The organism is Pedobacter sp. Bi27 (assembly GCF_918698255.1).
GTDB lineage: Bacteria > Bacteroidota > Bacteroidia > Sphingobacteriales > Sphingobacteriaceae > Pedobacter.
The window spans coordinates 662095-686586 of record NZ_CAKKMW010000001.1 but is presented as its reverse complement, the minus strand read 5'-3'; the positions used below and the strand labels follow the sequence as shown (position 1 = coordinate 686586).

Sequence of the window (24492 nt, the reverse complement as noted above, 5' to 3'; positions counted from 1 at the left end):
AATAACATCGCCTCTTATTTAGGAGTGACTTAAATAAAAAATATACCAAAATGATGATTGATTTTAAACCAAGATATTTTGTTTTGCTATTTCTATGTACCTGTTTGGCCTTTGCTGGCTGTAAGGATGCATGGAAAGACCATACCGAGATTAATATCGAAAGATTAGACCGGACCCTTTTTGAGCAGATCAGTAACGATGCCAACCTGAGTACTTTTACTTCTTATGTGGTAAAAACAGGTTACGATGCTGTACTGAAATCGTCTAAATCTTTTACCGTATGGGCACCCAGTAATGAAGCATTGAAAAGTATCGACGCCATAGTAGTAAACGATACAGCTGCATTAAAGCGTCTTGTGGGGAACTATATTGCCAATCAGAGCTATTTCACCACATCACCGAAACCTTCTATGGTCATCAGGATGCTGAATGGCAAGAATACCATTTTCACCAAAACTACCTTCGAAGAAGCAAATATTAGTCAGGCTGATGTTTACGTGAAAAATGGCGTTTTGCATACCATAAATGCCGCATCAATGCCCAAAGCCAATGCCTGGGAGTTTTTGCAGAGTCTTGGTACTGCCAGTTTACAGAAAGATTTCATCAAAAGCCAGGAGCAGGAAGAGGTAGATACGAGCAAAGGTGTTTTGCTGTATAAAGATCCGGTGACAACTAAAGGCGTTTACCAGGAAGGTACAACCTTTAAAGTAATCAGGAACAGGTATTTTCAACGCATTTCCAATATCAGCAGCGAAGATAGTTTGATGACGTATATCATTTTAAATAATACCGCTTTTACCGCCGAGCAAAATAAACTGGCTGCCTATAACAAACATGCCAATGCGCTTTATGCCGATACCTTAACCAAGTGGAGTGTAGTGAGAGATCTTGTTGTAAATAAGGTATATGGATTAAATGAATTACCCGATTCGATGACTACCGTTACCGGGGTGAAAATCCACTTAGATAAAAGTGCAATTGTAGAAACCCGTTTGTTAAGCAATGGTATTGCCTATGTGGTAAATAGCATTGGTTACAAACTGATGGAGAATAAAATCCCAACGGTTATCATTCAGGGTGAAATGCCCGATTCGTTACGTGTACCTGCCAACCCACTGGCGCGGATTAAAAACGATCCACAAGGTAAACGTTTCACCGATCTGCAAACAGGAAGTATTACTTCTAGTCCGAGCCCACTTTACTACTATCGCTACAAATCGACCGTTCATTCAGTAAAGTACGAAGTGTATTGGAGGGCGATAAACGACATCCTGGTGGCGCCAATCAGTATGAAAGTGGATTTTAATACCAGCAGAAGTTTTGGTAGCGTACTTTTCCCGCTGGCAACTGTAGGTTACCGTTCCGTGCCATCCATAATTGGTTTGGCGCAGGGCAGTGATGCTTACCGCGATGCCTATAAAGATGTCTATTTAGGTACTTATACTGCTGATACTTATGGAACGCTGTATACTTTTCTGGCTTCATCTTTAGCCGCATCGAGTACGGCACCAACTGCCCTTTCTTTAGATTATATCAAACTAAAACCAGTTAACTAAGCCCTTAAAGAATTTATGTACAACTATACAAAAACGGTTATCAAAGGAATTTTACCGTGTTTATTGTTCTTTGCACTGAACAACTCTTTGTTGGCTCAGGAAAAAGATTCGGTAAGCACCACGGTAATCAAATTTAAAAGGCCCATCGGACCGCAGGTGAGCGGTGTGGTAATCGGCGCATCGAGCAAAAAGCCATTGCCGGGTATCAGTGTTTCGGTAGCAGGTTATGCTGCTGCACTTACAGATGAAAAGGGAAATTTTAAAATCGGTGTACCCAATTACAATGCCGTACTGGTGATTTCGGGCCAAGGTTACCAATCTAAAGAAGAAGCATTGAAGGGACGTAAAACGATCAGCAAAATTGCCTTGTTCGAAGAACGTTACGCTTCGGTATATGATGCTGCAGTATTGCCATTTGGCGCTGCTTTAAAGAACCGCACACCTTTCTCGGTTAGCACAGTAAACCTGAACGGAAGCTGGGAGCGAAGCAACGAAACGCCAGATTCTTATTTGCAGGGAAAAATTGCCGGATTAGAGGCGCTTAGAAGATCAGGCACGCCAGATATTGGCGCTGATCTTTACCTGCGAGGGTATAATTCTTTATATGCGGCTAACCAACCCCTAATAGTGGTTGATGGCGTAATTTATGATGTAAATACGTATGGAAGCTCCATTATTGCTGGTCATCAGAATAACCGCTTAGCCAATATCGACCTTAAAGATATTGACAATATTACCCTCATTAAAGATGGTGCATCGATATATGGAACCAAAGGTGCCAACGGAGTATTAATGATTACCACAGGCCGGGCTAAAGATGTAGCCACGAGATTGGATTTTTCAGCATACGGAGGTTATAATGGTACAGTAAGTCGGTTACCTGTAATGGAAGCCGATAATTACCGCATTTTCTTGTCTGATCTGCTTAAAACCAAACCGGGCATGACCGATGCGCTGATTAAAGCAGAACCTTATATGAACGATAATCCGAATCCAGATTATTACAATTATCACCAGAATACCAACTGGCAGGATCAGGTAATGAGCAGTGGCATCAGTCAGAATTATTACCTGAAAGTAACCGGAGGCGATGATATTGCTACTTATGCTCTATCTTTAGGTTATCTAAACAACGATGGTTTAACTGATAGTACCAATTTAACCCGTTACCAAACCCGTTTTAATGCCAATCTGAATCTTTCGGCTAAATTAAAATCGCAGGTTAACCTCGCCTTTACCCGTAGCGAGCAGAACTTAAGAGATCAGGGACAGGCTTATGCCACCAATCCACTATACCTGGCCTTGGTTAAAGCACCTTTTCTTTCTCCTTTTGAGCTGTCGGAAACTGGTGTTCAATCGCCAAACCTTGCCGATACCGATATATTTGGTACAAGTAACCCCAGCGCAGCGATTAAAAACATCCAGGCACTTAACCGCAGTTACCGTTTTTCAGGTTCTGTTGGTTTTAATTATGATTTTAATAAAGCTTTCAAAGCCAATACACTCGTTGGTATTACTTATGATAAAGTACGCGAAAATTATTTTACGCCCATGTTGGGTATTGCCCCGGTTTTATTGCCCACTGCAGTTGGATATAATAAGGCAGCAGCAGGTGTACAGCGTTTGTTTACTGTAAATACCGATACCTGGGTATCATACAACAAGGATTTAAATGAGGTAAGTAAATTAAGCGCAAACCTGGGTTTCAGGTTGCAGCACAGCAGTGCCGAAGTAGATAACGGTGCTAGTTTTAATACGGCCAGTGATGATTTCGTAACGCTGGGCGGTGCACAAAGTACGCTACGTATAGTAGGCGGATCTTTAGGCAAGTGGAACTGGTTGAACAACTATTTTAATGTGAATTACGAAGCTTACAACAAGTACTTCATATCGTTCAATATTGCCGCCGATGCTTCTTCGCGTTTTGGCAAAGATATACCGGATGTGATGAACTTTAATGGCGTAAAAATGGCTTTGATGCCGTCTGTTGCAGCTTCCTGGCTGATCTCATCAGAAAGTTTTATGGCTAATAACAACTTTATAGAAAGCCTGAAACTGCGGGCCAGTTATGGCTTAACCGGTAATGATGATATTGGCAATTATACCGCCAAATCGTACTATGTATCGCAAAATTTTTTAGGCAGACAAGGATTGGTTAGGGGAAATATTGGCAATACTGCCCTAAAATGGGAGCGTAATGCCAAATTAAATATTGGAGTGGATGCTTCCTTTTTGAAGGAAAGATTAAACATCAGCCTAGACCTTTACCGGAACAAGATTAGCGATATGCTGATTTACGAACCACTGCTAACGGCAACAGGTTTCAGCTATGCCCTAAGTAATGGCGGTACCATGACCAATAGGGGGCTGGAACTTTCCATAAACGGCAGATTGATAAACCAGACCGATCTGAAATGGGATATGGGCCTTACCTATAGCTTAAATAGGAACAAAATTAGCCAGTTGGGTGGTAATGATCAGTTACTTACACAATATAGCGGTGCTACGATTATCACTCAGATCGGCGATGCGGCTAATTTTTTCTATGGTTATAAAAGTAATGGAGTATATGCGTCAGATGCTGAAGCTGTTTCTTCAGGCCTGAGCAATAAAACAACCGATGGTGCTTTTATTCCTTTTCAGGGTGGAGATATGAAATTTGCAGACCTGAATGGAGATAAAGTTATTGATGAGCGTGATCGCCAGGTGATCGGCAATCCAAATCCTGATTTTGTTGGCGCTTACAGCAATAAACTAAGCTACAAACGCTGGTCGTTAGATGCGCTTTTCACTTTTAGTTATGGCAACGAAATATATAATAGTACACGTGCCATTTTAGAAAGCATGAACGGTTACAACAACCAAAGTCTTGCGGCGGTAAACCGTTGGCGTGTTGATGGGCAGGTAACCGATGTGCCGCGTGCATCCTGGGCCGACCCATCGCGCAATAGCCGCTTTTCCGACCGTTGGATCGAAGACGGTTCATACCTGAAACTAAGAACGGTATCATTAAGCTACAATGTGCCTATAAAAGCCAATTTTATCCGTTCGGCAACCGTTTATGCCATCGCCAATAATGTATTTACCGCAACTAATTATCTGGGTTACGACCCTGAGTTTAGTGCCGGAAACAGCGTATTTGCCAGAGGTGTAGATATAGGTTTAGAACCCAGCTTTAGATCGATGTTCCTGGGTGTTAGAATCGGTTTGTAACCTTTAAAGAAAAATATTGAGATGAATAAGAATTTATATATCACCATTGCCAGCTGTTTATTGTTCGTGCTGGTATTGAGCAGCATCTTGTCCTGCAAAAAGGCATTCGATATTGAGCCAGAAGATGCCTTAGAAGCTTCGCAAACCTATAGAAATGTGTACGATGCCGATGCAGCCGTGCTGGGCATTTATGGTAAATTTGTTAAGCTGGCCGATAAATACATGCTCTTGAACGAGTTGCGTGGCGATTTGCTGGATGTAACCTCCAATGCCAACAACTATTTAAAACAGCTGGGCACGCAGACCGTTGCAGCCGATAATCCTTATGCCGATCCGAAGCCTTTTTACGAAGTAATTATCAACTGTAATGATGCCCTGAAGAACTTCAACATCATGCGGGAGAAAAAGCTGTTGGATAATACCCAGTATTACCAGCGTTATACCGATATCCTGTTTCTGCGCAGTTGGTTATACCTGCAACTGGGCATCCATTATGGCACTGTTCCTTACGTAACCGATGCCTTAACCACCATTGCCGACCTGCAGGATGAAAGCAAGTTTCCTAAACTCGCTTTTGAAGATCTGTTAAGCCGTTTGATCGCTGAAACAGAAGCCACGCCAAGAGAATATTTAAATCAGAATACTTCAGCTGCCAGTCCAACGCTCATTTTGCCAATGGATGTGTATACCGTTAAAGATGGTGTTTTTAAATTTTTTATCCAGCGCCGCTCATTTTTAGGCGACCTGAACCTTTGGAAAGGGAACTACCTAAAGGCTGCAGGTTATTATAAAGATGTGATGGAAACAGGTACCAATTCGAGTACCGGCAGCGACCAGCAGATCGATTTGTACGATACCTATCGCGTAGGTGACGACAACTCACAGGATCACTCTTTAAAAACCACGGCTGTACTCAATCCATGGACCAAGATTTTTTCTGCACCATTGGCCGATCGTATTGCCAACTGGGAACGGATGTGGACATTGCCTTTTAGCAGCAACTTTTCGCCTGGTAATCCATTGTTTGCACTGTTTTCTAAATCAGGCGATTATCTGGTGAAACCATCCAGCTTATCAATCCGCAACTGGAACAACCAAATACGTACAGATGGAAGTTTAACCGATAGAAGAGGCTTGGATATGTCTTACCGTTTGGTGAATGGCATTGAGCCTGAGGTATTAAAATATTCGCAAAATTATAGCTTGAGTACGCCTTTTGATAAAACAGGGGTTTGGGTGATTTACCGTGCTGCTGTTTTACATCTGCGTTATGCAGAGGCGGCCAACCGGTTAGATCGACGGGTTTTGGCTGGTGCTTTGGTAAACAGTGGGATTAAAGCTGCTTTTGGTACCAAAGCATTATATAATGGCGTACCTGATAGCTATCCTTTTGATTTTAATGGCGATGGAGGAACCATCAGGGGCAACTGGTACCGTAATTCGGGCATCAGGGGGCGTGCTGTAAACCAGGATTACCCAATCACCGTAGCCAGTACAGTTTTAGAAGTAGAAGACCGGATTATGCAGGAAGAAGCCTTAGAGACCGCATTCGAAGGTTATCGCTGGCAAGATTTGTTGCGCATCGCTTTGCGCAGGCAGGCTACCGATCCCAATTATCTGGCCGATAAAATCGCAGCCAAGTTTGAAGCCGCAGGCGATGGCGCATCGGCCGCTTTGGTACGCTCACGCCTGGCCAATAAGGAAAACTGGTACCTGCCTTTCAAATTAAAATAAAATCCTACATCATCCTATTATATAATAGCAATTAAAATCTACCAAATGTTAAATAGAAAGAAACCCGATCAATTGATGATCAACCATAGTGTGAAAAAATATTTTAAAAGTTTAGTATGTATATTGTTTTTAGGCTTAACGGCGCATATTGCCCAAGCGCAGCAACTGGCTTTTCCTGGTGCGGAGGGCTTTGGCCGTTTTGCCATTGGCGGTCGAGGAGGCACGGTGTACCATGTAACCAACCTGAATGATACCGGTGCTGGCTCTTTTAGGGATGCGGTAAGTAAACCGGGCAGAACGGTTGTGTTTGATGTTTCAGGTGTCATCAAAATAGGTGGCAAAATTGCCGTATCACCAAGAATCACTATTGCAGGCCAAACCGCTCCAAAAGAAGGAATCACCATTTACGGAAATAGTGTTTCTTTTAAAGATTCGACCATTGTGCGTTACATCCGCTTTAGGGGCAGCATTAACATGTCTAAAGGTTCTTGTACCGTAGTTGCCGATGACCTGAACGATATTATATTCGACCATGTTTCAATCGAATGGGGGCGTTGGGATAACCTGCACATCAAAAAAAGTAAAAATGTAACGCTACAATATTGTGTGGTTGCCGAAAGTATCGATCCACAACGTTTTGGCGCTCTTTTAGAAGTGCCAGAATACGTAACGATGCATCATTGTCTGTTTGCGGGAAACCAGAGCCGTAATCCCAAAGCAAAGGCCAAAATCGAATTTATAAACAATGTGGTGTACAACTGGGGTAAAAGTGGTTTTGTAGGTGGACATTCGAGCGCTGATCATTATCAGGATCTCGTGGCTAATTATTTTATCTCCGGACCAAGTTCTACCGATAGTTTTTTAAGCATGTTCAGCAAAACAGATCATGTTTACCACCGGGATAATTATACCGACCTCAATAAGGACGGAAAACTAAATGGCCGTCTCATTACTGATGAAGACTTTATCAAGGAAACAGCCACGCTTCTCAAAGAACCTTCGCTTCTGCCAAAAAGCAGCGTTAAAATAAGCACGGCAGCAAAGGCTTATCAAACAGTTTTGGCAGAAGCGGGTTCTTCATTAAAAAGAGATGCAGTAGACCTCCGTATTATGGGCTATTTAAAAAGTATCGGCACAAAAGGTGCTATATTTAAAACCGAGGCCGATGCCGGCGGACAACCAGAGGCTAAGCTGGTTAAATTAAGCGTAAAGGATGCAGACCAAGACGGGATTCCAGATGCTTGGGAAAAATCAAAACGCTTAAACCCGACAGATGCTATGGATGCGCAGAAAATTAATGTAAATGGCTATAGCAACCTAGAGCAATATTTAAATGATTTAGTAAAATAAGCGGTATGTGTAGAATCAAAAACCAATTTAAGTGCTTGATGCTTTTTGTAATGCTTTTCATCTGCAATACTGTTTTTGCACAGATTGATCGGGAGGCATTGGTAACACGGCATACCGTTATCGTAAAAAAAATAGACTCCCTATCTTCCTTATCGGTAGGCAATGGTCGCTTTGCCTTTACGGTTGATGCTACAGGACTGCAAAGTTTTCCTGATCGCTATGCGAAAGGCGTTCCACTTGGTGCCCAATCGCAATGGGGATGGGGATCGTACAAAAATGAAGGTAAGTTTAACATCACCGAAGCCTATAAATATTACGATCAATACGGCCGCAAAGTACCCTATACCGTACAGTTAAATACACCACTTAGAGCTAAAGAGGCTACTAATTATTTTCGCCAGAATGTACACCGTTTACAATTGGGGAATATTGGTTTCGATCTGATTAAAAAGAACGGACAGCTGGCCAAAGCCAACGATATCAAAAACATTAACCAAAACTTAAACCCCTGGACGGGTGAAATTAAGAGTAGCTTTACCTTAGAAGGGATTCCTGTTGAGGTAACTACGGTTGGGCATCAGGATCTTGACCTGATCAGTGCATCGGTTTCGTCGCCTTTAATTGCAGCTGGAAGATTAAAAATCAGGGTTAGGTACCCCGTAGCTACTGGCGAATGGGCAGATGTAGGTAATAATTGGAGCAACAGCAGCAAGCATCATTCACAGTTGGTAGCACAAAGTGCCGATGGTGGGGTAATTAAGCGCCAGATCGATTCTGCGGTTTATTATACTTCCTTTTCGTGGAAGGGTAAGGCTCAGTTGACGGAGAAACAGGCACATTATTTTACCATTACACCCAATAAATTTAGTCAACAGTTCAGCTTCAGTTGTCTTTTTTCGCAGCAGCGAAGCACACAGGCTGTTCCTTCTTTTGCATTGAGCCTAGAAAATAGCCAGGAGCAGTGGAAAGCCTTTTGGATGAGTGGTGCTGCGGTAGATTTTAGTGGAAGTACTGATAAACGTGCATTTGAACTCGAACGCAGGATTATCCTTTCCGAATACCTCACCAAAATACAATGTTCGGGCGATTTCCCCCCACAAGAAACTGGTTTAACCTACAACAGCTGGTTTGGCAAACCGCACCTCGAAATGCATTGGTGGCATGGGGTCCATTTTGCATTATGGGGCAGGCCTGAATTGTTAAACCGAAGCACCGATTGGTATTTCACAGTGGCCAATAAAGCCAAAAAAATTGCACAGATACAAGGATTTGATGGCTTACGCTGGCAGAAAATGACCGACAATAAAGGGAACGAAAGTCCATCATCAATCGGTGCCATGTTGATCTGGCAACAGCCACATTTCATTACCTTCGCCGAACTGGAATACCGTGCACAGACAGATGAAAAAGTATTGCAAAAATACAAAGACCTTGTATTTAAAACAGCCGATTTTATGGCTTCATTTGCCCATTTCGACGCTGCAAAAGGATGTTATGTACTCGGACCCGGGCTAATTCCTGCACAAGAACGTTTTAAGGCCGAAACAACCTTTAACCCCACTTATGAGCTGGCTTATTGGGAATGGGGATTGAAAACCGCTCAGGAATGGCGTTTGCGTTTAGGTTTGCCACGAAACCCAAAATGGGATGATGTGATGGCTAAATTATCACCCCTGCCGATACAAAATGGCGTGTATCTGGCTGCAGAAAGTGCACCTGATTCTTACACCAATCCCGAATATAAAACCGATCACCCTTCTGTATTAGGGGCATTTGGTATGTTGCCGGAAACAAAGTTATTGGATAAAGCAACCATGCGTAAAACCTTTGATCTGGTTTGGAAAGACTGGAGCTGGAATGATACCTGGGGATGGGATTTCCCGATGACAGCCATGACAGCCACACGCTTAGGCATGCCCGACAAAGCGATTGATGCCTTGCTAATGCCCGTACAAACCAATACTTACCTGATTAACGGTCATAACTACCAGGATGATCGTCTTCGCATTTATTTGCCTGGAAACGGAGGTTTACTTACCGCTGTGGCTTTAATGTGTGCTGGCTGGGACGGAAATAATACCACAAATCCTGGCTTCCCTAAAGACGGAACCTGGAAGGTGCAATGGGAGGGCTTTAAGAAGATGATGTAGGAGGGAATGGAATCGGTAAGGCTATAGATTTTGATTCATAGCATTTCGGCCTGACATACTTACCGGAGTAATCACTTTTAGAAGTTTTTACTCCGGTTTTTTATGTTTAACATGTTGATTACTATGTTGTTATGTGTGTTTTTAAATTTTTATTGCCGGTTCGTGCAGGCTTGTCGGCAATTAGACCTATGCTGAAATCCTGATTTTTATCAAAAGCAGGCCTAAACTAATACAGGTTTTTCGGTTTTGCCGGTAGTGATTAGCTGGTAAAGACTTTGCTGGATGAGCAGCGCCCATGTCGCGCCCTTGAATTCTCCCGACCACCATTTTCTCGGATCTATTACCGCGTCAAAAACTTCTTTTGGTGTCTGATCTACCAGTATGGTAGTCGTAAAATTTGTTGTTTCCATAATAATTAATTTAATTAAAAAAGCTGTTCCTGGGGAGGCTTAATGCCTGCCAGGCGTAAGTAAACGGTAGTTTGTCCCCTGTGATGTGCCTGATGCTCCAAAACCTTAATTATTGCTATTCCTGTTGTCATTTCGAACTTTCCAAGCATTTGTATGCTTCTCTCCAATTGGGTGTCTGACATTTTTTTAAGACTATCGATGATAAAGTCATAACTGGCAGCAATCAGCTTGCTTACATTAGCTTTCGATTTATCGCTGCTTTTTTCGAGCTGACCAACAGAATAAGGACTTTTTATGCCCATAGCTGCCGAAGCCAGGCCAAAGTTTGCATCTGCAAGGTGTAAGAGCTGCTCAGCGAAAGAGCGCATCTCAGGTGTGGGCTTTAAGGCATAACTACTTTCCGGCATGATATTAATATATGCCTGGGTATAAGCTTTAGAGCGTTCCCATTCTTTTACCAGATCGGTTACTTTTTGCTGTGCTCTCACCAATTGAGCGGCCATGATGAGGCATATTGCCAGTACTAGATTTTTAAGTTTCATATTTTTAAATTATCGAAGTTTATCAATCGTTTTTCAAATTTAGGGTTAAAAGAGGTACCACCGGATAGGTGAAAATGGACATTATGGCGGGTTGATTTGGACAAGAGTTCTTTGTGCCATTATCTTAAGAACCATGAAACACTTAACTATAGATCAGGGGCGCTGTTTCCCAATGTTAAATGATTATTTTAAATTTTATTTAGTTGGGATATGGTATTTTTTTAGCTTATTGCAGGTCAAAAAGGGTCTCTGTGCAAAATTGCCTCCAGGGTAGCCACAAGAATAGTCTAGACGATGGTTTTATACTTTTTGTCGATAAAACACCGTCAATGTGCCTTATTAAATAAATTTCCTTATGAAAAGAGTTATGTTACTTTCAGCTTTTGCCTTTTCTACCATTATTGCCCTTGCGCAAAACGTAAACTGGGTTGAACGGAATGGCGCCTTAAAAGTTGTTGGTGGGAAAATCTTGAACCGAAAAAATATTGAACCACAGCTGCGTGGTGTAAGTTTGTCGTGGAGCATCTGGGGAGGCAAAAAGTATTATAACCAAGATGTTGTAAACTGGCTTAAATCTGATTTTAATATCAATTTATTGCGTGTGTCTATGGCGGTTCAGCCAGATAATGGTTATCTGCAGGATCCCCTTGGACAGGAAAAGCTCATAACCGAAACGATCGATGCGGCCATTAAGAAGAATCTGTATGTGGTGATTGACTGGCACGATCACCATGCAGATGAACATTTGGATCAATCAAAAATATTCTTTGCAAAAATGGCCAAAAGGTACGTCGGGAAACCGAATATTATTTATGAGATATTTAATGAGCCAGAAAAAATAGCATGGCAAACCGTTAAGGATTATGCGGTGCAGGTAATTGCCGAGATCAGGAAATACGATGCTGAAAATGTAATTGTTGTTGGTAGCCCGCATTGGGACCAGGATATAGACGTGGTTGCCAAAGATCCAATCAAGGGATTCAGCAACATTGCTTATTCTTTTCATTTTTATGCGTCTGAACCAAGCCATCAGGAAGTTTTAATGAGGCGGGCTGATAATGCAATTTCTGCTGGTCTGCCCATTTTTGTAACAGAGTGGGGTGTGGGCGAGGCTAATGGCGATGGTATATTCGATACCAGTAAAACCGATAAATGGTTTTCTTGGATGGAGAAAAACAAATTGAGCTGGGCAAACTGGAATATTACCGATAAAAAAGAAACAACTGCACTGTTAATGCCTGGTGCATCTCCAAAAGGAAAATGGAAGCCAGAAATGCTTAGTCCGGCAGGGAAATACATTAGGACGACGCTCAGGAGCCTGAACAAATAATATCAGATTTCCTGGCTTAAATAAATAATCCCGTTCCAGAAAAATTCCACGCGAACGGAAAATTATTCCAATCAGATAACTGCCAATTTCTCGTTGTGATTGTGCGTTTCCCTGATCATATCGATATCCCCTGAAGTGATTAACGCTATGCAACCAGTTCCTAAAGGAAGGTCGTGATTTACTATTCTTTTTACGTTATGGCCGTGGCTTCAGGTAGAATGAACTTTTTAATCCACTCAAAAAAAGTTTCATTACAAAACGATACTTGTTGTGGTGTTTTTATTTAATAAATCGTTTTAGATGGATGAAAAATAATATATTAGTGTCGTAGAACCAAAGATCCTTAATCTCCAGATAATATGAAAAATATAGGTTTACCAATCCTATTCCTGATAATACTATTGCAGGTATATGGTGAAAATGTTTGCGCCCAGACAGCAAAACTACCTACTAAATGGACTGAGCAGGCAATAGCGGCCCAAAATCCTTTTCCCGATTATCCCCGGCCCCAGATGGTACGCGGAGAATGGAAGTCGTTAAACGGCAAATGGGATTATATCGGTGGAAAAAATAAACTTAATGCACTCAATCCAAAAATGCCGATTGCATTTGCTGGAAAACCTGAACAGATACTTGTTCCATACTGCCCTGAATCGGTGATCTCGGGTATTGAGCGCAATCAGGAGGTTAACATGTGGTACCGCAGGCGTTTCGAAATCCCACAGAACTGGAAGGGTAAAAATATTTTAATCAATTTTGAGGCTGTTGATCATGATGCAACTGTTTTCGTTAACGGAAAAAAGGCAGGGTCTCATGCGGGTGGCTATGATGCCTTTTCGCTGGATATTACCCCATTGCTAAAATCTGGAAGTAATGAGCTAATTGTTGCCGCTCACGATTCCAATGATGGCAGAATGCCTTCGGGCAAAAATGGACCACGGGGAGATTATACTTTCAGCTCGGGTATCTGGCAGAGCGTATGGCTTGAACCGTTGGGCGCAGCTCACATCAAAAATATCAGGCTATTGCCCGATCTGGAAAATAACAGGCTCAAGGTAACTGTCGATGCAAATTCCTCCGCCATATCCGCGGTAGCACTTGATGGCAATAAGATCGTATCCCAGGCGCAGGGAAATAATGGAAAGACTTTTTATCTGCCAATCCCAAATCCAAAGTTATGGTCTCCCGATGAACCTTTTCTTTATGATCTTAAAATCACGCTCAAGGATCAGAACGGTGAAACCGTTGATGAGGTAAAGAGCTACTTCGGTATGCGCGATATCAGGTTGGGCAAGGTGTCTGGTATGATGCGTCCGCTGTTGAACGGAAAGTTCATCATGCAGGTTGGTCTTCTCGATCAGGGCTATTGGCCAGATGGAATTCTAACCGCTCCCACAGAGGAGGCGCTGAAATCTGATCTGGAATTTACAAAAAAGGCAGGTTTCAACCTCATCCGCAAACATATGAAAACCGAGCCGAAACGTTTTTACTATTGGGCAGATAAACTGGGTGTGCTGCTTTGGCAGGACATGCCCGCAATCTGGTACCAGAATGAGGATACCGCAAAAGTACGCTCCATTTTTCGTAAGGAGCTCAAGGCGGTAATGGATGAACATTACAACTCACCCTCAATTATTGCCTGGGTACCCTTTAATGAGAACTGGGGTGCTTTTGATGTGCCGGCGATTACGGACTGGGTAAAAAATTACGATCCCTCAAGACTGGTAAATGGAAATTCGGGATTTAACAACAATCCCGGTTATCAGAAAGCGGCCGGTGATCCAGGTAATGGAGACTTTGTGGATACCCATATTTATATAGGCCCTTATGATGCCTCCAGGCCGGACGATAAAAGGGCGGCATCTTTGGGAGAGTTCGGCGGTGTGGGGCTTTTTGTTAGGGGGCACATGTGGCCTGTGGAAAACAATGCATATGCCTATGAACCCACCAGTGCTGCGTTGACGGATAGGTATGTACTGCTGATGAGCCAGGTTGAACAGCTGATGAAGTACAAAGGCCTTAGTGTAGCGGTTTACACCCAGACAACCGATGTGGAGCATGAGGTTAACGGATTGCTGACCTATGACCGCGCGGTTGAAAAAATGGATATCAAGAGGGTAAATGAAATAAACAGGGCGGTGATAGCTGAGGGAAAAAGGTTAAATGCTCTGGGAGGACACTAGAATAGGTGGCAGGGCGGGTTATTGATAAAGACCTTTCATTTTAGCTACTGGGAAGATACAGCTGGTAAAGAATTAACACTGCTCTGTGATAAGGTTACCAGCATATTGCCTCTTTTAATCGCCCCCCTCTAAACAGACCTTGGTAGCTAGTATTTAGCCAAAAGCAAAGGAGCTGGATGACAGGTTTACAATGAATCGTCATCTCGACCGTAGTAGAGAGATCTTTTAATATTGTCCAAAGATCTTTCCTCTGAAGGAGTTCCTTTGGAACACTACACGTTGCTCCGGTCGAGATGACGCCGATTTTTTAGAATCTGTCATTGATAGCGATGACATCGATTACTCCCATTGGCACTTTATCTAAAAGTTCCGAATCGATGTTCTCTTCAGTTAATAAAACTCTAGGTTTGGTAGCATAAACTCCAGCCACTAAATTATCGTAAGCCCAGTTTATTTTTCAACAGCTCTATCCTTATCAACGGAGATAATTAAAAATATCACCCGGTTCAAAATCTTTTACTTCTCCGCTTACATCAAATGCTTTAGCTAAATCGGCGCCACTGTTTACTTTACTACCATTAAAGAAACCCCGGCCTGCTTTGTTAATCCTGGCAACATTAGCACTTGTACTTTGGCCGATAAAATATCTCCTGATGCACCAGTATAGTTGGCTAATATTGCTGTTCCGGTACCAATGTTAGGTATATGGTTAGTAGGACTGTCCCTGAATCTGTATTCTGCTCTTTTATTTAGAAAGTAGATAAAAAAATATTATGTTTGCGACTTTATTTTTAATAAGTCTAAATAATGTTTAATCCTTGTTTTATGAAGATAACCTTTATCCATTCGGCGCTATGTCTTTTTTTCTTTTTGTTTCTCTCATACAATGCTTCTGCGCAACAGACCGCAAAACTGCAGGGATATGTACGTGATGGTCAGGGAAACCCACTTCCCGGTGCTACCATCAGTGTTGAGAATACAAAATTAACTACCTCAACAAATAACAAAGGTTATTACAGGTTGCAAGTGAGCCAGGGCAAGCTAATTTTACATTTCAATTTCATTGGTTTTAGACAATCAGTCAAAACGATCGAAATCAGTGAGGATACAGATGAAAATGTTGTTCTGGCTGAATCAAATTCGGATCTTCAGCAGGTAGAAATTACCGGGCGTAAAGAAAAAGCCTATAAAACCAAGGCGACCTTTATTGGTAAGATTGAAAATGAACTCAAAGATATTCCTCAATCTGTTTCCTATGCCAGTAAGGAATTGATTGCCGATCAGGGCCTGATGCGCGTTGGTGAGGTAGTGAAAAACTTTAGCGGGGTAAATCAGTTCAGTTTTTATGATGACTTAACCATCCGTGGCTTTCGTGTAAATGGACAGAGCAATACCCAGTTGCTGAACGGACTAAGAACAAGTACAGGTTTCTGGAAACAGTCGCTCGCCAATTATCTGGAAAGGGTTGAAGTGCTAAAAGGTCCGTCTTCTGCACTTTTTGGAAATGCAAGTCCAGGTGGTGTGGTAAACCGGGTAACCAAAAAGCCGCTTGATGAAACCAGAAGATCCATTAGTATGACTATGGGAAGTTTCAATACATTCCGCGGGCTTGCCGATTTTACCGGCCCCGCATCAAAAGACAGTACCTTGCTTTACCGATTAAACCTTGGCTATGAAAATGCAGAAACTTTCAGGGATTTAATGTTTGATAGAAACTTTGTTATAGCCCCTTCGCTTACCTTCGTTCCATCCGAAAAAACGAGGATAAACTTTGATCTGGTATATACCGATTCGAAAAGCAGGCTTGACAGGGGGCAGCCGATTTTTGGTAGCTTCGATTTAAATTCGACTCCTCAGTCGCTATCCCTGAACACTACAAACGATTACCTGAACGAACTAACCTATAATGCAACGATCTCCATTACCCATAAGATCAGCGATGTATTGAGCCTGAACGCTTCATATCTAAAAACAGGATATTCGGAGGATCTTAACGAGCACCGTACTTCCAATTCTTATGGTGTTGATGGGAATGGAGCTGTGATCAATAATCTTGCTGGGATGAATGTCCAAATTAGAAAACGCAAGCGTTTTATCGATAACTTCTCCGGGTATATCAACTACACGCCTACAACCGGGCCGATATCACATAAGATCGTAGCAGGTTATGATTTTGGGAGTGAAAAAACGCCTGTAGGCGGTTCGCAGATGACAGCAAGTGGTTATAGAAATGCAGCGAACAACGGTTCTATCTCGACCTATGTGGTCGCCAATAAGAGCAGGTATCTCCTTGATGCTGCAGGAAACCCAGTACCCAATGTTCCGCACTTCAATCTTAACGACCCGCTTTCATCCCAGAGAATGCAGGATGATAGCAAACTTTTCTTTGCTCAATCTGTAGTGGCCCCAGCATATTATTATCTTAACTCAGGGTATATTCAGGATCAGTTAAAAATTGGCGGGCTGCAGGTTTTACTTGGAGTGCGTTATGAATATTATACTGATTTTGCCAATTATAAAACTCAAACCGAAGCGAAAGCAAATTCTCATGCCTGGTTGCCACGATTAGGCGCTGTTTATGCCATTAATTCAAATATCAACTTTTATGGAAGCTACGTTGAAGGATACAATCCTCAGACCTCCGCCACCATATCGAACCCAAATGCAGGTGGGCCATTTGATCCCTTGAAAAGCAATATGATCGAATTTGGTGCAAAAACCAGCTGGCTCAGGGATCAACTAAGCATTACCGCCGCCGTGTATCAGATCAAACAGACCGGAGCGCTGTATGCAACACCAGGCGTAATTGATGTACTAAGGCAGATAGGGGATGAGCAATCTAGAGGGGTCGAAGTTGATGTCGTTGGAAAAATTATGCCGAACTGGAATGTAATTGCATCGTATTCATACAACAGGGCGAAGATACTTGAAAGCGGTACAACGGGAGAGATTGGGATTCAAAAGCCGAACGCACCAAAAAACACAGCGAATCTGTGGACGCGCTATAACTTTATTGATGGTGCAGCCAAAGGTTTTGGTATAGCATTAGGGATAAATTATGTGGATAAAAGAAACCTGAACTATGATGCGAAGTTCTCGCCTGAAGATCAGATTACCTTACCATCATTCACGCTTCTTAATGCCGGGCTGTTCTATAATATCGGCAAACTCCAGCTTCAGCTAAATGCAAATAACATAGGAAATAAAAAACACTGGGTGGGCGGATACGATTATCTACGGTTATTTCCGGGGCAGCCAGAGAACTATATGCTAACGGTTGGATATTCATTTTAATGGCCAAAAGTAAATTCAAAAAGATTACTGGCTGGCTCCATCTTTGGATAGGGCTGATAACGGGAGTTGTTGTACTGATTGTATCCATCACGGGATGCATTTATGTATTCAATGGGGAGATATTTGATACCGTCCACCGGGATATTGTTTATGTTCAGAAAACCGGCCGGCCGAAGCCGGTTTCTGAATTGCTTGTCAATGCACAACAAGCGGTTGGCCCTGGTAAAGTCCTTTCAAATGTGAAGATTTCAGCAGACAACAAAAGCTATGTGTTTTCTGGTTTTAAGGTTAATAAAAAGGAAAAGATCAACCTTTGGTACTTTAGCCAATTTGAGTATTTAAATGATATTTATGTGGATCAGTACACAGGAAAGGTCCTGGGGATAATTGATGTGCGTTACGAATTTTTCAATATCGTTGAGCAGCTGCACAGACAGTTGTTATTGGTAAAACCTATCGGAAGTCTTATAGTAGGTTCCTGCATTCTTCTATTTCTTGTGATGCTCATCAGCGGTTTTATCCTTTGGCTGCCAAAAAACTACAAGCAGTTTAAAAAAAGTATTACAATCAAATGGAATGCAAAATGGAAACGGGTAAATTATGATCTGCATAATTCATTGGGGTTTTATGTTCTGCCGGTGGCAATGCTTATTGCCATTACAGGTTTGGTATGGTCTTTTAAATGGTGGGAAACCGGGATTTATAAACTTTTGGGAGACAAGGGGAAGGTCGGTTTTGCGAGGACATTGCCTACAATTAATGTTAGTGATTCGACATTAAACAAGATTGACCTCATCCATTATGACCTGGTAAAAAAACTAAATGGCGACTGGTCGCAGATCGGAATCGGCATCCCGACTGAAACCAATAAGGTTTCGACCTCATTTGTTAGTATTGAGAGCAATAAGGATGGCTGGCGGGGTGTTAGTTATTATTTTTATGATGGTAGGACCGGAAAAATAATCGACGTTTTACCGCATTCACAGAAAACGCTGGGCATGAAATGGAGAAATTCAAATCTTCCGATGCATACAGGTAGAATATATGGTATGGGTACACAGCTATTGGCTTTTTTTGCCTCTTTGATCTGTGCTTCCCTTCCGATTTCAGGGTTTCTGATCTGGTTGGGAAAAAGGAGGAAAAAGCCTAAGTCTTCCCTCAAGTTGGGTTTGAATGCTTAAAAATGGACATTAATTTTGATATTGAACTATGATATTTTTATCCAATATTTCAGATAGAAAAGATCGAGCTTTTTGACTTATGAGATGAGAGATGTCATTTCTTTTCGCAATGCCATATCCGTGAAATCTCGCTCTTGTGGCAGCATCGTTCAGAAATATCATATCGAGTTCCCTTAAGAACCGGATGAACACCTCCTTAAATATATGGGAGCTATTGTCATCTCTCGCAAAGACAGATTTTGAAACTAAATTTACATTTTCAGTCACGCATACCATTCTTAATAAACCCAGGTTGTCTAAAAACCCTATCCTTCTTAAGTAATCCGGGGAATGGTATAGCCGACTATGCTTTTCAAAAGTTAAACGCTTTATTTCAACCAATTCATCGATAAAATTGGATAGCGACTTATACCGTATACACTGCTTTTTGATCAAAATACGTTCTTCATTCATTATTTTTTCTAAAACACAGATCACCAGCTCGTCTTTGTTTTTAAAATACAAATATAGAGATGGAATACTCACCCTTAACGATTTGGCTATATCTTTAAGGGGAGTTTTTTCAATTCCAAAATGTGAAAAAAGCTGTATAGCGGCATCTATTATCGTACTTCGATTTAACATATCATATAAATTTCATAAGGATATTCGACAACACTAACTGAACTATTTTCATCTCTGACTTGCCAGCCCCTTTTTAATCTTCATCATAATTCCATCAGGAACAAAATTGGGAAGTTTAGCGTTAAACCAGTTTTGAAAACCAACTACTTTTTTTCCATTTCCTTCTAACAGATGCTTTACACCCTGTATTGCCACTTCTTTGGGAGTCATCGGCTTGGTTTTATGAAGGTTGGTAGTTTGCATCTCAGGTGTGGTAAATCCGGTATCCACAGTACCAGGATAAAGAGACGAAACGGTAACTCCGGTACCTTCCAATTCGGCAGCGAGTGTTTCACTAAATGCCTTTACGAAAGCCTTGGTGGCAGAATACACAGAAAAATAAGGCATCGGTAAAAATGCGACCACCGATGCTATGTTCATAATCCGGCCAGATTTGCGGCTGACCATATCTTGTGCAAAAAGTTTAGTCAATACAACCAAACTGGAAATATTTAATTGAATCATACTCAATTCTTCTTCCAATGGCGTTTCAGTAAAATTGCCATAATTGCCAACACCAGCATTATTTACCAGATGGGTCACCAATAGGTTTTCATCTTTCACCTTTTGGTAAAGGTTTTTAGCTGCATTCACATCAGAAAGATCTGTAGCGAAATATTGAGCCAGAATGCCAGACTTGTTTATTAGTTCTGATTGCATTTGCTGTAATTTGTTCTCTGTACGGGCAACCAAAATCAGGTTCTTTTTTTGTGCTGCCAATTGATTGGCCATTTCGTAGCCAATTCCGGATGATGCTCCAGTGATTAATATGTATTCTTTCATCTTTAGTAAAATTTATGTGGGTAATGCTTTAATTCGTTTTACAGGGTACTTCTAACCTTTATTTTCTATTTCAGGAAATCAGCGTTTTGATAAGCTGGGTTTGGATAAGTATAAAAACCTTCTCCTGTAGAAATACCGAGTTTATTTTGATCAATGAAGTTCTCTTTCATAAAGCCCTGTCTTTGCTTCCAGACCTCGTCTCCACTTGACTCTGCAATTGAGCTCACTACATTGTAGGCTGTATTCATTCCAACAAAGTCTAACATAGCCATTGGCCCCAGATCAACCCCCAGGCTTTTCATCCAGGTCTTGTCAATAGAGGCCACATCGGCAACACCATTTCGGTAGAGGTCGAACCCAGCTATCAATAAAGGCAATAAAAGCGAGTTCGTGATGTAGCCGGGCTGTTCTTTATAGATTGGTATGGATATCATCCCGATCGATTTAGTGAATTGAACTATCTGCTCAAAAATTTCGGGATCTGTACTGGGATGTCCCATAATTTCCGCCAAGTTATTCTTTAGCAGATTAGTGGCGAAGTGCAAAGCCAAAAACCGTTCAGGCCTGCCTGTTTCAGCCGCAAATTGGCTTGGCAACAATGTAGAAGTGTTGGTGCAGAAAATTGTTTTCTCCGGAGCCAAAGCACCCAGTCTGGAATAAAAATCTTTTTTTATCTGAATGTTTTCCGGAATCGCTTCAATCGTGAGATCGGCATCTTTTACGGATGCCGCCACATCTGTTGTAAAGTTTATGGTTGAGACTGCAATATCCAAATCGGCAGGTTTCGCGTTCAAATCCTGCTGATACGATTTTTTAAACTGCTCGAACTTCAGCTTTGCATTCGCCAATAGTTCTTCGTTGATATCGAACAAAGTCACATTATAGCCATGGTAAGCGGTCTGAAAGGCAATCTGCGCACCCAGTACGCCAGATCCAAATACGGTAACGTTTTTAATTTTCATCTTTTAATTTTTAAGTATGCGGTTAATCAGGTTAATCAAGAACAGTCTCAATTCCAGAAACAAGTCTTCCCATCTATTTTGACATATCATATCTTTTCGTGCAATTGTGGAGGTATAAGCTTGTACATTACCGGGGTAACAATCCTTGATAATATAGTAGAGCTGATCAGCCCCCCAATCAATACAATGGCAAGTGGCGCTATCTGCGGATTGGGATTCATGGCAATCGGGATGAGACCGCAAATGGCTGTAATAGAAGTAAGTACAACAGGAAGGAACCTGGTTTCCCCGGCAATATGGATCGCCTCATCTATGCTTTTTCCATCTTCCCGCAATTGGTTGGTAAAATCAACCAGTAACAACGAATTCTTTACCTGTATGCCCGATAAACCAATGAAACCGATGATCGATACCAGCGACATCGGATTTCCTGTCATCAGCAGAAATATCACCCCACCCAAAACGCCCAAAGGAATAATTGATAAAACGATAATGATCCCCTTAAATGTCTTAAATTGTAGCAGCAGCACAGCGATAAACAGGAATGTACTCAGGATGATCACTGAAAGGAAATTTCCGCCAAGCGCATCACCTTCCGATTCAGCCTCCCCAGACAGTTTATAATAATAGCCTTTGGGCATTTTTAATTTGTTGAGTTCGGGCACAATATCCTTGAGGATATCATTTGCCAAAACATTATCCTTGGTGAGGGAGGTAACCTTTGCAAACCGTGATTTATTGAAATGATTAATTGCAGTTGGAGAGGTTTCCAGCCCAATGGTTGCAATCTGATCGATCTGAATTGGTGCACCCTGGATATTGTTCACATAAAGGTTCTTTAATGCATTTAGATTTGAAAACTTATTACGTGGAATGGTGATTACAACATTCCTCGAATCACCCCTGTCATCAATGTAATCCCCAACAGTTAGTCCGGCAACAGCCAACCTGATCACCTTGTCAATGTCGCTGGTCAGTACGCCCAATGTCCGCGCCTTTGCCTTATCGATCTTGATCTTTACATCTGACTTATAGGCATTGAGTTCATTGTTGATGAAAAAAGTACCTGGATGTTTACGTAACAGCTCCTCCACTTTGAACGAGAGCGATCGCAGGGTATCCTGATTCTCTCCAAAAACCCTGACCACAATATTCGCCTCTATCGGTGTACCCTGTTCAAAATCCTTCACCTCTATTTTTGCATAGGGGAAATCAGTGAATTTGTTTCTAAGCGTTTTAATCAGTTCAGTTTTGTCATTTGGGCTTGTCTCTTCTTCCAATTGCACAAAAATCTGAGCAAAATCCGGTTTTATATCCTGCTGGTGCACGTTGTAATAGATCTGTGGATTACCTTTTCCTACATTTGAGGTGTAGTAAACGATTTCCTTATGCTTTTTCAGTTCCATTTCCACCAGCTTTGCAGCTTTATCGCTTTCTGGGATATTTGCCTGTAGCGGCATTTTAATATTGATCAGAAACATTGGCTTTTCTGAGGTTGGAAAAAGTTTAAACCCTGCCAGTGGGAAGAGTAAAAAGGCCAATACGCTTAATGCAATGGAAATACTAATGGTTACCTTTGGCCACTTTAGCGCCAATGGCATAATACCACGATACGACCAGGTTAAAAAGCCCTGCAATTTTTTTAAGAAATAATTTCCTTCTCCATGGGTATGGGTTTTCAGGATTTTGCTGCCGATAAAAGGCACGAGTGTAAGCGCTACGATCATAGAAGCCAGTACACTGGTAATAATAGCCATAGGCAGGCTTCGGATAAATTCTCCGGCCATATCAGGCAGAAAAGCCAATGGTAAAAATGCAATCACAAGCGTTGCGGTACAGCCTACAACAGCTGCCCCAATCTGCTTGGTGCCCTTTAAAATGGCATCCTTTCTGGAATGGCCTTCCCTTAACCACCTTTCTATATTCTCTACAACAACGATACTATCATCAACCAATAGCCCCAATGCTACCACAAGCCCAACAATACTGAGCTGGTTGAGTGAGAAGCCTAAAAGGTTCATTGCAATAAGACCCAGGGCCAGTGAGAGTGGAATGGAAATCATCACGATCAGCGATGGCCTGAAGCCCAAAGGCAATAGGGTAACCACTACTAATAGTATGGCCAATCCAAAATCAAAGCCCAGGTGTCCCAGCCGCTTTGATACCATGTCTGCCTGGTCAAAATTTTTGACCATTTTAATGTTTTGTGGTAAGGTTTGGGAAAATTGTTCCAATACCGGAGTGTACTCCTTCTTAACCTGACTGATATCCACGTTGTTCTTCATCGAAGAGGTAACCAATATACAGCGTTGTCCATTGATTCTGGTAATGTGGTTAATGGTGCCGTCCATATAGCTAACGTGGGCCACATCCTTCAGGTATATTATTTTTCCGTTGGAATTATAAATGATCGTATTGGCCACATCTTCAACATTTTTAAACTTGCCACTGGTTTTTACATTAAAGACCTTACTGTCTATATTTATACTTCCTCCTGGAATGTCGGCCGCCTCACTTTGCAGACTGCCTATAACCAGGTTCAATGGTATTTTTAGCTGGGCCAGTTTATCGAGTTGCATGTCGATACGGATTTCCTGCTCTGGCATCCCGGTATACTTTACCTCCCTCAGATTGGTGATCTTTTCCAGCTGGGTCTTCAATTTGTCTGCATTGTCGCGCAATATTTTGGACGAAGCGGTGTTTGAAATCAGTGCAACCTGAATAATCTTTACATCTGATGAGGCAATTTTTTCGGTTTTGATCTGATAAATGTCCTTTGGAAGTTCACCGTTTTTCAACGCATTGATTTCCGTTGATATTTCCTGGTATTTGTTATCCACATCAACCCCATACTTGAACTTGATCTGTATCGCTGCTACGCCATCTTCAACCGTGGTCAGGATCTTATCAATGTTCTCCAGGCCATAGATCTTATTTTCTATGGGCTTTACCACCTGTTCTTCCATGTCCTTCGGACTGGTGCCAGGGTAGATTACCGTTACCAGATATTGCGGAGGGTGGGTAGTAGGATCCTCCGAGCGGGGCATGGAAAAGAGCGTAAGCAGTCCCACCACTGCCACAAGCACAAATATGATCAGGGTAAACTGGTAGTTCTTTACAGCAAAATTTGTAATTTTCATC

The 24492-nt window shown here is 41.9% G+C and carries 15 protein-coding genes; 9 read left to right on the top strand and 6 right to left on the bottom strand.

Going from position 1 to position 24492, the window contains the following annotated elements; genetic code table 11:
• Nucleotides 1-50: 50 nt before the first annotated feature.
• From LQ227_RS02500 to LQ227_RS02480, 5 genes are read left to right on the top strand one after another with little or no spacing between them, the layout of a single operon-like run.
• Complete coding sequence (locus tag LQ227_RS02500) at nucleotides 51-1556, top strand: fasciclin domain-containing protein (RefSeq protein WP_230143737.1); 1506 nt, start codon at nucleotides 51-53, stop codon at nucleotides 1554-1556.
• A gap of 15 nt (nucleotides 1557-1571) precedes the next feature.
• On the top strand, nucleotides 1572-4769 hold the full coding sequence (locus tag LQ227_RS02495; protein ID WP_230148130.1) for a SusC/RagA family TonB-linked outer membrane protein: 3198 nt from the start codon (nucleotides 1572-1574) through the stop codon (nucleotides 4767-4769).
• A 21-nt stretch (nucleotides 4770-4790) separates the two neighbouring features.
• Entirely contained in the window at nucleotides 4791-6503 is a 1713-nt protein-coding gene (locus LQ227_RS02490; RefSeq protein ID WP_230143741.1) for a RagB/SusD family nutrient uptake outer membrane protein, read from the top strand.
• Between the two features lie 45 nt (nucleotides 6504-6548).
• Nucleotides 6549-7853 carry a polysaccharide lyase family 1 protein gene (locus tag LQ227_RS02485; protein WP_230143743.1) on the top strand — a complete coding sequence of 435 codons (1305 nt, stop codon included), beginning with the start codon at nucleotides 6549-6551 and terminating at the stop codon, nucleotides 7851-7853.
• Nucleotides 7854-7858: 5 nt separating this feature from the next.
• Entirely contained in the window at nucleotides 7859-10003 is a 2145-nt protein-coding gene (locus LQ227_RS02480; protein WP_230143745.1) for a hypothetical protein, read from the top strand.
• A 221-nt stretch (nucleotides 10004-10224) separates the two neighbouring features.
• Here the strand turns inward: LQ227_RS02480 and LQ227_RS02475 are convergent, their stop codons facing one another.
• Together LQ227_RS02475 and LQ227_RS02470 are read right to left on the bottom strand one after the other, a co-directional pair.
• Nucleotides 10225-10413, bottom strand: a complete 189-nt coding sequence (locus LQ227_RS02475) for a hypothetical protein (protein WP_230148127.1) — start codon at nucleotides 10411-10413, stop codon at nucleotides 10225-10227.
• A 14-nt stretch (nucleotides 10414-10427) separates the two neighbouring features.
• Nucleotides 10428-10955, bottom strand: coding sequence for a DinB family protein (locus tag LQ227_RS02470; RefSeq protein ID WP_230148124.1), 528 nt, complete (start codon nucleotides 10953-10955; stop codon nucleotides 10428-10430).
• Nucleotides 10956-11310: 355 nt separating this feature from the next.
• Here LQ227_RS02470 and LQ227_RS02465 point away from each other — a divergent pair, with 355 nt between their 5' ends.
• The 4 genes from LQ227_RS02465 (at nucleotide 11311) to LQ227_RS02450 (ending at nucleotide 18943) form a co-directional block, all read left to right on the top strand.
• The gene (locus LQ227_RS02465) at nucleotides 11311-12285 is read left to right on the top strand and encodes a glycoside hydrolase family 5 protein (RefSeq protein ID WP_230148122.1); all 975 of its coding nucleotides are present in this window, start codon (nucleotides 11311-11313) and stop codon (nucleotides 12283-12285) included.
• A 359-nt stretch (nucleotides 12286-12644) separates the two neighbouring features.
• Nucleotides 12645-14468 carry a glycoside hydrolase family 2 protein gene (locus LQ227_RS02460; protein WP_230148120.1) on the top strand — a complete coding sequence of 608 codons (1824 nt, stop codon included), beginning with the start codon at nucleotides 12645-12647 and terminating at the stop codon, nucleotides 14466-14468.
• A gap of 825 nt (nucleotides 14469-15293) precedes the next feature.
• The gene (locus LQ227_RS02455; protein ID WP_230148119.1) at nucleotides 15294-17762 is read left to right on the top strand and encodes a TonB-dependent receptor; all 2469 of its coding nucleotides are present in this window, start codon (nucleotides 15294-15296) and stop codon (nucleotides 17760-17762) included.
• On the top strand, nucleotides 17762-18943 hold the full coding sequence (locus LQ227_RS02450) for a PepSY domain-containing protein (protein WP_230148118.1): 1182 nt from the start codon (nucleotides 17762-17764) through the stop codon (nucleotides 18941-18943). The genes LQ227_RS02455 and LQ227_RS02450 overlap by 1 nt, the downstream gene beginning before the upstream one ends.
• Nucleotides 18944-18952: 9 nt before the next feature.
• Here the strand turns inward: LQ227_RS02450 and LQ227_RS02445 are convergent, their stop codons facing one another.
• From LQ227_RS02445 to LQ227_RS02430, 4 genes are all read right to left on the bottom strand, one after another.
• Nucleotides 18953-19567, bottom strand: coding sequence for a TetR/AcrR family transcriptional regulator (locus tag LQ227_RS02445; RefSeq protein WP_230148117.1), 615 nt, complete (start codon nucleotides 19565-19567; stop codon nucleotides 18953-18955).
• A 48-nt stretch (nucleotides 19568-19615) separates the two neighbouring features.
• Nucleotides 19616-20389: an SDR family oxidoreductase gene (locus tag LQ227_RS02440; RefSeq protein ID WP_230148116.1), complete on the bottom strand. Its 774-nt coding sequence runs from the start codon at nucleotides 20387-20389 to the stop codon at nucleotides 19616-19618.
• Nucleotides 20390-20454: 65 nt separating this feature from the next.
• On the bottom strand, nucleotides 20455-21351 hold the full coding sequence (locus LQ227_RS02435; RefSeq protein WP_230148114.1) for a 3-hydroxyacyl-CoA dehydrogenase: 897 nt from the start codon (nucleotides 21349-21351) through the stop codon (nucleotides 20455-20457).
• A gap of 86 nt (nucleotides 21352-21437) precedes the next feature.
• A complete protein-coding gene (locus LQ227_RS02430) occupies nucleotides 21438-24491 on the bottom strand; it encodes an efflux RND transporter permease subunit (RefSeq protein ID WP_230148112.1) in 3054 nt (1017 codons plus the stop codon).
• Nucleotide 24492: the final 1 nt, after the last annotated feature.

Coding starts and splice junctions, on each gene's coding strand:
- LQ227_RS02450 (WP_230148118.1), top strand. CDS start 17,762: ATGGCCAAAAGTAAATTCAAAAAGATTACTGGCTGGCTCCATCTTTGG.
- LQ227_RS02485 (WP_230143743.1), top strand. CDS start 6,549: ATGTTAAATAGAAAGAAACCCGATCAATTGATGATCAACCATAGTGTG.
- LQ227_RS02430 (WP_230148112.1), bottom strand. CDS start 24,491: ATGAAAATTACAAATTTTGCTGTAAAGAACTACCAGTTTACCCTGATC.
- LQ227_RS02490 (WP_230143741.1), top strand. CDS start 4,791: ATGAATAAGAATTTATATATCACCATTGCCAGCTGTTTATTGTTCGTG.
- LQ227_RS02495 (WP_230148130.1), top strand. CDS start 1,572: ATGTACAACTATACAAAAACGGTTATCAAAGGAATTTTACCGTGTTTA.
- LQ227_RS02440 (WP_230148116.1), bottom strand. CDS start 20,389: ATGAAAGAATACATATTAATCACTGGAGCATCATCCGGAATTGGCTAC.
- LQ227_RS02445 (WP_230148117.1), bottom strand. CDS start 19,567: ATGTTAAATCGAAGTACGATAATAGATGCCGCTATACAGCTTTTTTCA.
- LQ227_RS02465 (WP_230148122.1), top strand. CDS start 11,311: ATGAAAAGAGTTATGTTACTTTCAGCTTTTGCCTTTTCTACCATTATT.
- LQ227_RS02435 (WP_230148114.1), bottom strand. CDS start 21,351: ATGAAAATTAAAAACGTTACCGTATTTGGATCTGGCGTACTGGGTGCG.
- LQ227_RS02460 (WP_230148120.1), top strand. CDS start 12,645: ATGAAAAATATAGGTTTACCAATCCTATTCCTGATAATACTATTGCAG.
- LQ227_RS02475 (WP_230148127.1), bottom strand. CDS start 10,413: ATGGAAACAACAAATTTTACGACTACCATACTGGTAGATCAGACACCA.
- LQ227_RS02455 (WP_230148119.1), top strand. CDS start 15,294: ATGAAGATAACCTTTATCCATTCGGCGCTATGTCTTTTTTTCTTTTTG.
- LQ227_RS02480 (WP_230143745.1), top strand. CDS start 7,859: ATGTGTAGAATCAAAAACCAATTTAAGTGCTTGATGCTTTTTGTAATG.
- LQ227_RS02470 (WP_230148124.1), bottom strand. CDS start 10,955: ATGAAACTTAAAAATCTAGTACTGGCAATATGCCTCATCATGGCCGCT.
- LQ227_RS02500 (WP_230143737.1), top strand. CDS start 51: ATGATGATTGATTTTAAACCAAGATATTTTGTTTTGCTATTTCTATGT.